The organism is Shewanella sp. 3_MG-2023 (assembly GCF_030548765.1).
Classification (GTDB): domain Bacteria; phylum Pseudomonadota; class Gammaproteobacteria; order Enterobacterales; family Shewanellaceae; genus Shewanella.
In genome coordinates this window covers 35,333-48,981 of sequence record NZ_JAUOSH010000025.1, presented here as the reverse complement: position 1 = coordinate 48,981, position 13,649 = coordinate 35,333, and the positions used below count along the sequence as shown (strand labels likewise).

The 13,649-nt window shown below is 41.3% G+C and carries 7 protein-coding genes and 1 pseudogene; 6 read left to right on the top strand and 2 right to left on the bottom strand.

Annotation, left to right across the window (positions count from 1 at the left end):
• Positions 1–7: 7 nt before the first annotated feature.
• A complete protein-coding gene (locus Q4591_RS14455) occupies positions 8–3,175 on the top strand; it encodes an efflux RND transporter permease subunit (protein WP_102437641.1) in 3,168 nt (1,055 codons plus the stop codon).
• Between the two features lie 252 nt (positions 3,176–3,427).
• Positions 3,428–4,060 carry a hypothetical protein gene (locus tag Q4591_RS14450; RefSeq protein WP_102437643.1) on the top strand — a complete coding sequence of 211 codons (633 nt, stop codon included), beginning with the start codon at positions 3,428–3,430 and terminating at the stop codon, positions 4,058–4,060.
• 112 nt (positions 4,061–4,172) lie between these two features.
• Here the strand turns inward: Q4591_RS14450 and Q4591_RS14445 are convergent, their stop codons facing one another.
• Both Q4591_RS14445 and Q4591_RS14440 read right to left on the bottom strand, forming a co-directional pair.
• On the bottom strand, positions 4,173–8,114 hold the full coding sequence (locus tag Q4591_RS14445) for a rhombosortase-dependent M36 family metallopeptidase (protein WP_102437645.1): 3,942 nt from the start codon (positions 8,112–8,114) through the stop codon (positions 4,173–4,175).
• A 335-nt stretch (positions 8,115–8,449) separates the two neighbouring features.
• Positions 8,450–8,611: pseudogene (locus Q4591_RS14440) on the bottom strand (ISAs1 family transposase); the annotation flags it as partial.
• A gap of 864 nt (positions 8,612–9,475) precedes the next feature.
• Between Q4591_RS14440 and Q4591_RS14435 the strand changes: the two are divergent.
• The 4 genes from Q4591_RS14435 (at position 9,476) to Q4591_RS14420 (ending at position 13,439) form a co-directional block, all read left to right on the top strand.
• On the top strand, positions 9,476–11,032 hold the full coding sequence (locus Q4591_RS14435; protein WP_303461618.1) for an ammonia-forming cytochrome c nitrite reductase subunit c552: 1,557 nt from the start codon (positions 9,476–9,478) through the stop codon (positions 11,030–11,032).
• Between the two features lie 401 nt (positions 11,033–11,433).
• Positions 11,434–11,808, top strand: a complete 375-nt coding sequence (locus tag Q4591_RS14430) for a BlaI/MecI/CopY family transcriptional regulator (protein WP_102436565.1) — start codon at positions 11,434–11,436, stop codon at positions 11,806–11,808.
• Complete coding sequence (locus tag Q4591_RS14425) at positions 11,805–13,031, top strand: TonB family protein (protein ID WP_241903462.1); 1,227 nt, start codon at positions 11,805–11,807, stop codon at positions 13,029–13,031. The genes Q4591_RS14430 and Q4591_RS14425 overlap by 4 nt, the downstream gene beginning before the upstream one ends.
• 138 nt (positions 13,032–13,169) lie before the next feature.
• The gene (locus tag Q4591_RS14420; RefSeq protein ID WP_102436567.1) at positions 13,170–13,439 is read left to right on the top strand and encodes a hypothetical protein; all 270 of its coding nucleotides are present in this window, start codon (positions 13,170–13,172) and stop codon (positions 13,437–13,439) included.
• The last annotated feature ends 210 nt before the right edge of the window (positions 13,440–13,649 follow it).

Here is a 13,649-nt window from a genome sequence, read left to right as displayed (position 1 = left end):
ATAAGCCATGTTAGCTAAATTGATAGAGTCTGCCATCCGTAACCGATTGCTTGTCGGCTTAGCCTTGCTATGTATCGCTGTAGCCAGTGCGTTTATGTTACCCAAACTCAATCTCGATGCTTTTCCGGATGTCACCAATGTACAAGTCACTGTCAATACCGCGGCTGAAGGTTTGGCGGCAGAAGAAGTTGAAAAACTGATCAGTTACCCGGTTGAATCGGCAATGTATGCCTTGCCTGCAGTGACTGAAGTGAGGTCATTATCTCGCACCGGTTTGTCGATAGTGACAGTGGTATTTGCTGAAGGCACCGATATTTACTTTGCTCGTCAGCAAGTGTTTGAACAACTGCAAGCTGCCCGTGAAATGATCCCAGACGGCGTCGGGGTGCCAGAAATTGGCCCTAATACGTCAGGGCTAGGGCAGATATATCAATATATTTTGCGTGCAACACCAGAGTCAGGTGTCGACGCTGCAGAGCTTCGTAGTCTTAATGATTACTTAGTCAAATTGATCATGATGCCAGTGAGTGGTGTCACTGAAGTGTTATCTTTTGGCGGTGATGTTCGTCAATATCAAGTACAAATTGATCCCAATAAATTGCTCAGTTATGGCCTGACAATGCAGCAAGTCACCGATGCATTAGAAAGCAATAACCGTAATGCGGGCGGCTGGTTTATGGATCAAGGTCAGGAACAGCTAGTTGTTCGTGGCTACGGTTTATTGCCTGCTGGTGATGCAGGGCTTAAAGCCATTGGCCAAATTTCATTAACCGAAGTCAGCGGCACGCCTGTACGGGTAGCAGATATTGCGACAGTGGCTTATGGCAGTGAAATTCGTGTTGGCGCCGTGACTATGACTAGAAAGCAAGATGATAAAGTCGAAGTCTTGGGTGAAGTGGTCGCGGGTGTCGTACTTAAGCGCATGGGCGCAAATACTAAAGCGACCATTGATGATATCAGTGACAGAGTGGCCTTAATTGAACAATCGCTACCGGAAGGCGTATCGTTTGAGGTGTTTTACGATCAATCTGATCTGGTTAAACAAGCAGTGACGACCGTGGTGAATGCTTTATTAATGGCATTTTTCTTTATTGTCATCATCTTAGCGTTATTTCTAGTCAACATCAGAGCGACCTTACTGGTATTACTGTCTATCCCGATCTCTATTGGTATGGCACTACTTATCATGTCGTATTACGGCATGTCTGCTAACTTGATGTCTTTGGGCGGTTTAGCTGTTGCCATCGGGATGTTAGTTGATGGCTCAGTGGTGATGGTTGAGAATATTTTCAAGCATTTAACCAGAAAGGAAGGCACCTTAGCGGATGGATCAAATACTGATTCCAAAACGACTGACTTAACATCTACCGTTGCCAAAGTGATGAAAGCAGCTAAAGAAGTATGTAGCCCAATCTTCTTTGCTACTGCGATTATCATTGTGGTATTTGCTCCGTTATTTGCACTTGAGGGGGTAGAAGGTAAATTATTCCAGCCAATGGCGGTAAGTATCATTCTGGCGATGATTTCAGCCTTGTTAGTGGCATTAATAGCCGTACCCGCGATGGCGGTATATCTATTTAATCGTGGCGTTACCATCAAAAAAAGCGTGGTTTTAGCGCCGATTGAAGCAGGTTACCGTAAATTACTCGCATCAATCATGAATCGTCCAGTGACAGTGATGGGCACCGCCGTGGTGTTGTTTATTGCCAGCATGATGTTAGTGCCACGTTTAGGCACAGAGTTTGTCCCTGAACTTGAAGAAGGCACCATCAACTTACGTGTCACGCTTGCGCCAACGGCAAGTCTAGGGACATCGCTCGACATTGCTCCTAAAATTGAAGCCATGCTAATGGACTTTCCTGAGGTGGAATATGCGCTAAGTCGTATTGGCGCACCTGAGCTAGGCGGCGATCCTGAACCAGTGAGTAACATTGAAATATACATTGGCTTAAAGCCCGTCAGTGAATGGCAAAGCGCCAGCGATCGCTTTGAGCTACAACATTTGATGGAAGAAAAGCTGAGTATCTTCCCAGGATTATTGTTTACTTTCTCACAGCCTATTGCCACCCGCGTTGATGAATTATTGTCAGGGGTTAAAGCGCAATTAGCCATTAAGATTTTTGGTCCAGATTTAGATGTGCTATCTGAAAAAGGTCAACAACTTACTGAGCTTGTCAGTGCTATTCCTGGCGCTGTAGATGTATCACTTGAGCAAGTCAGTGGTGAAGCGCAATTGGTTATTAGGCCACTTCGCGATCAACTGGCTCGATATGGGTTAAGTGTCGATCAAGTGATGAACCTTGTTAGCCAAGGTATTGGTGGTGTGAGTGCTGGCCAAGTGATTGATGGTAATGCACGCTACGATATTAACGTACGTTTAGCGAAAGAGTACCGTAGCTCACCTGATGTATTAGGTAATTTGATCATGATGGGCGTAAATGGCACCCAAGTGAGATTAGGGGAAGTGGCTGAAGTGGGCGTTGAAATGGCGCCACCGAATATTCGCCGTGATGATGTGCAAAGACGTGTTGTGGTACAAGCAAACGTTTCGGGTCGTGATATGGGTTCAGTGGTTAATGATATCTATGCCATTGTGCCGCAAGCTGAATTGCCTGCAGGCTATACCGTTGTCGTTGGCGGTCAATATGAAAACCAACAACGCGCGCAACAAAAATTGATGTTAGTGGTGCCAATATCAATTGGCCTAATTGCCTTGTTATTGTTTTTCTCCTTTGGCTCGATCAAACAAGTCGCCTTGATTATGGCTAATGTGCCGTTAGCCTTGATTGGTGGTGTAGTAGCGCTTTATGTCACGGGCACTTATCTGTCTGTGCCTAGCTCTATCGGGTTTATCACCTTATTCGGCGTTGCGGTGCTAAACGGGGTGGTGCTGGTGGATTCGATTAACCAACGCCGGTTAACTGTTGAAGCTACTGACGGTGATGAAAGTCTATTTGATAGCGTCTATGAGGGCACTGTTGGTAGATTACGTCCGGTATTAATGACCGCGCTAACCTCTGCTTTAGGCTTAATTCCCATCTTGATCTCATCAGGTGTCGGCAGTGAAATTCAGCAACCCTTAGCGATAGTGATTATCGGCGGACTGTTTAGTTCAACCGCACTGACGCTGTTGGTATTACCGACTATGTATCAGTGGATCTATCGCAGAAAGTAGCCAGCTTTAAGTCAGGTAACAATTTTCCTGTATGGGTGTGAGTACTGTAACTACCAGTGTAGTTGCAGTGCTCCGGCTTCTCTATTGGTGATTAATCATCATCAATAAGGCGTTTATAAGCTCACTGAATCGACAAAACTGTCTCGTTTTAATTCATATATTTGGGTTGAACAAATATAAGTTTGCGTATTTGTTACTTTGACTAAGGCAGGGTAAAGTGGAAGGGAATAATCTATTTCGTTAAGGGAAGTAATGAAAAAAGTAATTATGCTAGCGTCATTGGTCGCACTTTGTGGCTGCAGTGCTGATAAGCCTCAAGAAGTGGAAATTAACTCAGCCGCTAATTCTGCCATTAACTCAGCCGCTAACTCGGACATTAATTCAGACATGAACAAGGCTAGTAACAAGAGTACCAGTAAGGAAAGTGAGGCAAACCCCGCGACGTTAAATGCTGTCGATACAGTAAGCCTGACAGAACCCCTGACTGCCAACATTGAAACTGAAAAACAGAAAAAGATCAACGCTTTATCTACAGCTCAAACTTCTGCAGCAGGTGAGCCATCTCAGTATTCTGTGGCAATCAATAATGAAAAATTTATTACGGATAATGTGGTTATCAAAACCGGTCAGTCACTGTTTAATATGCAAATGAATGACTACGGCGTTGTGAAAGGCTCTTTTGTTATTATCTCAACTGTCACTCCGCAGTGGCTTGAAAGCGACTTTTCTATAGATAACATAGCTAAAGAAACCTATCGACTTGCTCCCCATTCTGCTGATGAAGATTTGTATGCTTGGTATAAACAGTTAGCCAAAGATGTGCGATTTAGCGTGGTTGAGTTAGAGGTCGACTATAGTGGCAAAGCTCATGTTCCGGAGTTTTAAATGCTAATTTTTAAATACGAGTTTTAAAATACGACAGTAAATAAGATTTTAAATCAGCGAACAAATAAAAAAGCCACAACAAGTTGTTGTGGCTTTTAGCATTTATTAATCCTTATTTACGGCGACGAAGCGCTGCAAATGGTAATAATATCAATCCTAACCAACCCATAGAGCCACCACCAAAAGGTGATTTAGCTTTTGGGGTCTCTGTTACAACTGGAATGTCACTAACCGTCACAGATATAGGTGTTACTACATCAGCTACACCATCATTTACAGTCAATGTAAACTCAAGTGTTTCAGAACCAGAGTCAATTAATGGTGCTGTAAAGCTTAATTCAGCCGTATCTGTAGTGGTGAATGTTACTGCAGTACCAGCGGTTTGTTCCCACACATAGGTTAAAGTATCTGCAGCATTAGCATCAATTGCTGTCGCAGTGAAGGTCACTTCTTCACCTTCATTAACTTCTGCGGCATTTGCCATGACCGAGACGCTTGGTAAACGGTTTTCACACGCGTAAGTGTCACCTGCGACTACATCTGAGAAAATGCTCGTTTGGATATTGCTAAAGGTTATATCATCAATATACCAACCTGCAGCAAATCCTGAGAATGGGTCAGGGACAACGGCTGAGTCAGTGGCTACGCGGAATCTAAACTGTACTTGGTTACCGTTGAGTGATTCACCAAAGTTAATGGTTTCAAAACCCCAGTTTATACCTGAGTACATGTCACGGTCAGCAATAGCTGCTTCTGTATATTCAAGGCCAGTATCCGTATAACCGTCGCCTTCAAATGTGGCGCCAGCCTCGATAACATCTACCCAGTCACCACCATTGATACTGACTTCAACTACTGCGCCATCGAAACCTTCTTCTAAATTATATAAATGCCAGAAACTAACGGTGTAATCCCCTGCGAAACCCACAGTCATTGGGCGAGTTTCATAGGCGACATCTGAAGTAAAGCTATTGCCTGTTGCTGAGATGAGCCCATCGAACTCATCCCATTGATCTAAACCGAAAGTGCCACCAGCCATATCACCGCCAGCCATCACATTCTCGCTAAAGTCATTCAACCTAGAAAGGGTGTTAAGATCTTCGTATTGCTCTGTACCCGTTAACTCGCGAGTTTCGAAGTCGACGTTAACCGTTGTTGATAGCATATATTCATCAGCTTCAGCTCCCTCGGCAACATCAGGTACAAATTTCAGTACTAGCTCTTCGCCTGTTCCTGCGTTATCTAGGGTAAATTCTAATGGTGAACTGGTTGCTGAGCCAAATAGCGCAATATCATCAAAGCTAATAACTCCTTCATTGGCGAAGGTGACAGTATGATCACTTTCAACCATAACAGTCCCTGTCAGGCCTGCTAATGCTTCAGTACCATTATTCTGAATAGTGAAGCTAATGGTGCCAGTTTCACCCTTATCAAGAATGTTATCGCTTGAACAATATCCTGACATCAAGCCTTCGTAGTTGGCATTGAGCATGTGTTCACTTACTGCGTAAGTGGCTAACTCAGTTTCATATGACTCAACAACACCTGCGTGGTCGGTGGAGAAACGGCTTGGTGACTTCGCGCCGACACCCATTCCGCGTCTAGCGAAAGCGGCTAAGATCACTTTATAATCTTCAATATCGTTAGCATAGGCTGCAGCAAGGAGTGCATCACGACCTTCGGTAAAGGTTGGCGCCATTGGCATCATTTTATAACCGGCAACTAAGTAGTCTTTCATCAAGCTCTTAGCTTCGTCGAAGGTATGACGTTCATCGTTAACTAAGCCGATAAATGAATCCCACAACATTGCAGCGTAGACAGAGCCCGAACCATGGACTTGTGGATTTCTTTCAACATAAGCAAATGTCGATGGGTTAATGTCCATATTAGTTGAATATGGGAACTCACGGATACCGTTTACAAAGCTTGCTACATAAGTAGTATCGCCATATGCGCCAGCGTAATCCTCGTTACCTGCTACTAAGTTATCTGCAGCATCTGAGCCAAATAATAATGCATGGAAGTCACCAAAACCTTCACCCATAGAACGTGCTTGATTACTGCTTAAACCCGAACCATTACCGACTAAACGGTTACTGATGTAGTGCCCCCACTCATGGGCAACAATGGCGTTATCCCAAGAACTGTCTTTAAAGTTACGGGTTAGGTCATTCTTGAACATTTCAATAGAAACAGTTTCATTTGCATCTAAAAGCGCATATATAGCAGCGCCGTCACTGAAGTTAATACCCATGCTTGGAATTGTGACTGTATCGTCAGCTCCGCCCATTGGTGCAGGGGTACCATCATCGATGTTGTTGGCAATAATCACCGCCACTGCGCCAGCGTCTTGGGCATTTTTAACTTTCACGGTGAAGTTACACGCGCCGCGGTCAATAATGGCAATTTTACCAGCAATATCAGCGCCATTCACAGAAGCTTCACAGCCATCTCTAATTGGGTCAACACCATCTTCAATACGAACTAAATCGCCCGAGATCTCATAAACATCGGCACCAAAACTTGAAAATTGGACAATGTCTAATAAACCCAATGCAGCGTGAGAAGTGATGGTTAAACCATAATCAACGCCGTTTTCAGCTTGAGTGGTTTCCCATAAATACATCTGCATGCGTGGTGACGCACCATCAGCAGGGGTCGACATGTTAGCGTTATCAAAGCCTGAGTTATCTTGTACTTCTACATTGAGCGGATCGCCTTCAATACCACCTCGATCATAGTTTACTGCTTGGGCATTACCTGCTGCTTCATCAAAACCATGATCATAATAATCATTGTGTAAGTAGTTGTTCATGTAGAATAAATTAACAATAGCGGCTTTGCGGTTGTTTATTGAGTACTCAGGTTCATTGACATTGTATACATAATCAAATGTGTTAGCGCTGGTGGTTTCTGCTTGGTAATCACCATTGGTGAAGCCTTGAGGTGCTACAGCATCAACATAGGCATTCACATTGTTACCTGAGGTAGTTGTTGCATCATCTGCTAACCAAGGGTCCATTGTGCTAATTGGCCCGTGGCTTAAACCTACTAATGGTGCATCTAAGTAAGGTGCGGTTAGATAAGCGTCAACATCGCTGCCTTCTGGAGCTGGCATCACATTGCCGTGTGGGCTATCCCAAGGCTTGCCGTCAGCATCAGCGTAGATACGGTAATCAAAATCAGCGGCATGACTGGTTAAGTTTTTCGTAAATAGGACTTCACCGGTTTTAGCTGAAATGACGTAGCTGAAATACTCAGACTCACGGCTATCCACAGAGCCTGTTTCAATTTCGACGTAGTGGGCAGCAACTAAGTTGTTTTTATATTCAAAGAATACTTTCTTTGCGCGAGGTTCACCCACCAACACTTTATCATTAGCTGTGTTAGTCACGGCAAATGTTTCATATTTTCCATTCGAAGACTTTGAGGCTAGGGTTATTGCGTTACTGTTGCCACCCATTGCCTTAAATGCAGCGTTTATTGAATTGGCAGCATCACCAAATGCAGAGTCAGTATTCTTTAAAATAGAAGCTGCTGACTTAGTATTGGCTGAAGAACTAAAGTAACCAGAAGAAGCAACAAGGTTTAGTTCTCTGTCCATCATGACATTGAATTCACTGTTAAATACTTCAACACCGGCAATTTCTTGCTTATATTTAGCAATAATCGGGCCGCGACCCATATCATGAGTATTTGCTAGAACCGCTTGAGCCAGTCCTCTTTTAGCTGATGACATACCCGTTAATTGAGCCAAATAAAAATCGGCGGCATAAGCCGTTTTGTTGGCTGTTTTTAGGGCGCCTAAGTTTGGCGTAGACTGATTTTTACCAGCCCATTGGAATGTGGTTTTACCTAGCTGAGCATCAAATTGATTTTTCATACCGCTGACGGTCGCGGCATTTTCAATTTTATTATACTTTTTAACAAGTTGAGCTTTATCAAATGATTTATAGTTTGGTGCCTCGTTCAATTCAGTGCTTAAAGCACTAAATGACATACTTGAAAGAGTTGCACCAATAACGGTGGCTATTGCTGTTTTATTAAAGTTCATGTCTCATCCTTAATCCTTAAAATTTTTACGGCCCCTCTATAAACTGAGGGTGTACACTTTGTAACATAAGATAGGGATGTGTTAAATAATTGTTTTTTTTTGCGGATTATCGGCTATATGTTTTTTGTGGGATTGGTGACTTGATTTAGATTTGTTACGCACGCATAGTGTTGTTTTAGTTGCAAAAAAAACTTTAATGCTCACGGGGGTAATAAATCATCTAACATAAATTTTTACTAAAATTTATGTTAAAAAATGGTAGGGTCGGGTTAGTGTAAAGTTTCTATTACTGGAACTAATGGAGCGATAAAGGAGCAGGGTGAGAGCATGAGTGTTTATTTTTTGCTCAAAGCTTTGCAACCAGCCATAAATACCTTCTCAAAATAGTCGATATTCATAGCTGCTATCTTTTGTTTCCGACGAATACTCGCCTTCTTTGTTGTTTCCGCACGCAACATGCTTAACGTTATATGCCTCATGCAGGCCAAATTCTCCGCCGGGATCTTTCAGCTTGCTAAAATGTTGAGAAAATGCGTCGGTACTCATGATTGCTACTCTAGAAAAAGAGAGCATATGATCACAGCTCAACCTTTAGGTCAAATCAGATTTTATTGTTCATAAAACGTTCGCGAACTCCCCATGGATAAAGGAGTCACTTGAAGGTGAATTAACATTGGCAATATTAGCTGGTGTGATGACTAAACTGACTGGCTAACCCAGTTAAGTCGCAAGTATTTTGTTTGTGATACCAATCTCACCGCGGCTAATGAAACTCATCATAAAATTGCTGAAGCAAGGCGCGATTGCCATTAAGTATTAATTTTAAAATCAATATTACCTCCACCTTATAAACTTAATACTAATTAATTATTGAGTTTATTAGTTCTGCTAGCAATTGATTATTAGTTATCTGCTATTTTATTGGTTTGATATATGACGTTCTATTTTTAATGAGTGTATGAATTGCTGTTTTTCTCATTTTTTGATCTGTCAATTAAAATCCTGTCTATTTAAGTTTGAATTAAGCTTTTATTAATGTTTATTTAACACTTGATGGCGTATTTGGTTTCAATGTATTAGTTATTGATTATTTTTTATTTTTTATTGGCGGCTACTTTTTAAAAGATAGATTCATGATTCATTCAAAGGTTTTTTATATAATAGTATTATCAATACCTCAAAAGTAGTATTGCTTTGATGCAAGGTTATTGTATTGGATTAGAACATTGTCACATTAATGATTTAAATAAATGTGAGTTTATATTTCCTGTGATATTACTTATTAAACTTTAATAAGTAAGTATTAAAGTTATAGCAATTGATGAATGCTAATAAATATAAATAAAGTTCCATTTGGAGTGATGATGAAATTACAAAAGCTAGCGCTAGCGGTGATGGTATCTGCAGTTTTTACAGGTACTGCAGTTGCTAAAGATGTTGATCTATACAAGAGTGAAAACTGGCAGCAAACCTTCCCTGAGCAATATAAAACTTGGGCTGAAACTGAGCAAAGCACACCAGCGTCTGGTGAACTTGACGATCTTTTAGCGGCTAACCCAAACCTAGTTTCAGCTTGGGCTGGCTATGGTTTTGCTAAAGACTATAACCGTGCTCGTGGTCATCACTATGCTTTGACCGATATTATCGAAACATTACGTGTAGGTCATCCTGTTGTTGGTCATGACGGTAAAGTCGTTGGCGAAGCAATGGCTGCTAGCTGTTGGTCATGTAAAAGTCCTGATGTCGCCCGTATGTATGACGAAGTAGGCGAAGGAAAATTCTCTGACAATGCATGGTCTACATGGGGCCATGAAATGTCTAACACTATTGGCTGTGCCGATTGTCATGAGTTAGGTAAAGAAGAGCTTAGATTGAGCCGTCCTTATACCGATCGTGCGATGAAAACGATTGGTAAAGATTTCGCTAAGCAAGATTCAACGATGCAAGCCAGTCAAACATGTGCTCAGTGTCATGTTGAATACTATTTTGATGGCACAGACAGTAAAAAAGTGAAATACCCAACTGATTATTGGGTACCAGGCGTTGAAACTGATTACAAAAAGTTTGTTAACTACACCGGTACTGATGGTTTATACCTAGGTTTTGCTGCTGAAGCACAACTTGCGTATTTTGACCAACGCGGCTTTAAAGATTGGACCAACGCAGTATCTGGTGCGCCAATGATTAAAGCGCAGCATCCAGAATTTGAAAACATGTTAGATAGAACAGAACATGCAATGGATGACCATTTAGAGTTTGGTTGTACCACTTGTCATATGCCGAAAGCGACTAACGCTAAAGGCGCTGAATTCTCTAACCATAAAGTGACTTTTGAAGCTGATAAATTGCCAGCAGACTGTCAATCTTGTCATGAAGCCGGTGACTTTAAAGAGATCCTTGATGAGCGTAAAGCTGAGATCACTAAGTTACGTTTCGATGCTAATGGCACCGACCCACGGTTAACTGAAGTACACTTTAAAGCACAAGCTATTTGGGCTGCTAATGGCATTAAAGGCCTAGAAGCTGGTCAAACTATTTCACAAGCAAAAGGCAACTATGAAGCTGCACTTAAAGCGAAAACACCATTAGCCGGTGAAATGAATAGCTTACTGACTAAAGTCAGAAATGCGCAATGGTTCTGGGATAGTGCAACAGCATCTCACGGTATTCATGCGCATAACCCGACTGAAGCAGTACGTTTGCTTGAAAAATCTAATAGCATTTTAGATGCAGCATTGACTGAAGCTAATGCATTACTAGCCAAGTACGCACCTAGCTACAAGTATGATGCGACTAAGTACGACACTAAAGCGAAGGTACAACCTTTAGTGGGTCTTGACTTAGAAGCAATGCAAGCGTCTAAAGAAATATTCTTAGATAAGCGCGTTAAAAAAGAATGGCCAGCAGAGCTTAAGTAAGCTCGCTAGTTGATTGAAATGAAATAGACTTTCCATACTGTTTATTTAAATTCAATCACAGTACAGATAGCCATTAAAACCAATGCCAGTCGATGTAAATCGACTGGCATTTTTGTTTTGATTTACATCACTTTATTGTCGCTTAAGCTGCATTTTCACTTACTGGCATGTTGGCCATAGTCTCCATTCACGAATATAGCTGTTCAAAAAAACTGCAAATAAGGTGTTGCTTAATTAGGATTACGATTGTAATCTTAATTGGAGATTACAACCGTAATCCTAATGTTTGAAGCAAACTTTATTGAAAGAAGCAGTATTTCAAACATCTTTTATCCAACACTGCATTGAAAAAACAGTATTGAAAAAATAGCATCAAAAACAAATAGCATTGGAAGTAAACGATGAAAGACATCAGCAATAGCGAACTATTAGTCCTTAAACAACTTTGGCAACGGGCACCTTTAACATCAACTGAAGTGGTTGATGCTCTGGCATTAAGTCATGACATGCATGAAAAAACCGTTAAAACCTTAATTAACCGCTTAGTAAAAAAGCAGGCGATTAGTTTTGAGAAGCAAGGTCGGGTTTACCATTATTCACCATTGATTGTTGAGCATGACTACACAGCTAAAGAGTCCGAATCATTTGTTGAACGTATGTTCTCTGGCAAGTTAACCCCTTTAGTGGCGGGTTTTGCAAAGAACAATAAGTTATCAGCTGAAGATGTTGCTGAATTAAAGTCATTACTTGATGATTGGCAGCAGGAGCAAAAATGATGCTGAATTGGTTTATGGAACAAACCGTAATATTAACGCTATTTTGTTTACCGATGATGGTGTTTCATCGGGTTATTTTGGCAAAAATCGGTGCCCATTATACTTATGTGTTATGGAGTTCAGTGCCGATACTATTGCTAATTTCAGTAGGTCAGCTGTGGTTTCCTGAGGGCTTTATGCACCTAAAGCTTTCATGGTTGTCATTGCCTGAGCCTGCTGCAGTCATGCAGCATTATCAAGTGCTTGCCACTGATACTATCAAGCTATCTTCTATGCTCATTAGCTCACTGTATCTCGACTACTTATACATCGCGATTATGAGCTTGTTATTATTGAGTATGGTGTACCAACAGACTCAATTTAATCCCATTGTGGCCTCAGCGGTTAAAGTCGCTGAAACCAATAAGGGGGTTGATATATTGGCTCATGAATCCGTTCAGTCTCCAATGCTGGTGGGGTTATTGTCACCTTGTATTCTGGTGCCGTTAAATTTCAAATCATTAGATATTAATCAACAGCAAGCAATCATCGCTCATGAAGCGTTCCATCATCAGCGTAAAGACTTATGGTGCAATGTCATTGGTTGTAGCGTGCTATTGATGTTCTGGTTTAATCCGTTGATGTGGTTTGCTTACAGGCGTTTTAGACATGACCAAGAGTTGTCGTGTGATGCTCAAGTAACATCAGAAATGGATAAAAATAATAAAATTGCCTATAGCCATGCGCTATTGGCCTACTCGCAACATGTTCCTTTGAGCATGTTACACACTCACTATGGAGATAAAACCATCTTAAAAGAAAGGATTATACAGATGAAAAAACAGCACGGAAAAAACACACTCGTCATCATGGGGATCACCCTAGCATTAGGTATCAGTGGATTAATAATAAACCAGCAAGTTCATGCCGGTTCACAAGCTAAGCAAGCGGAGACACATGTTGTCCCTACAATGCGTATAGACCCTATTTATCCTGCTAAAGCGGCAACTGCAGGGCTCAATGGCTATGTGCAACTGGAGTTTGATATTAGTCAATCCGGTAAAGTGTCGAATGTTGCAGTGATTAAGTCATCTCCTACAGGTGTATTTGACCAATCAGCTAAAGATGCCTTATCACAATGGGTTTATAACGAATCAGAAAATGGCGTTAAAAATGCACAAGTGCAGCTTGATTTTGTCATCCATGAGCCTGCTGCAGATGTAGAGCGCATTAAAGTGAACTAATGATAAGTGTCAGCAATACTCGTTTTTTTGAGTATTAACTGAGAGGTTTAGCTTGATCACCTAAACCTGAATTGATCATAAATTAGCATGTGATATATAGGTTGTTGGTTAAGATAAGGCTTATTTATTATCCCCATCATGATGGCTTACACTGATTTACTTAACCCTGATGCCGGTTTAATGGCGTTTACGTTTGCCATAGTGCAAACCGCGACCTTTATTGTCGTGATAGCCATTTCGATAGAAGGTTATCTATTACGACCGCTTAAACCGATTGAGCGAGTGCTGGCAATAGCCGTGGTACCTTGGGTATTGTTTAACCCGTTAAGTACTGGCTTTGTGGGCGTATTAGTGATTTTAGGTCTGATTGGCGTGCAGTGGAAAACACGTGCTGTGGTAGCGGCTTAAATCGAAATAATAGCGAACCAGTTTATTCTAAAATACTGTTATTAAGCAGTATTTTTAGGCTATTTTAATAAATCGGTTTGTTGTGTATCTTGCGTTTAATTTTCATTCCAACCTCAAATCTGCTTAGGGTAGTAACAATTGTCTAATTGAATGATGACTATATTGATAATTCAATTATTAATGATAAAACGTCACTTATTCAACTCAAAA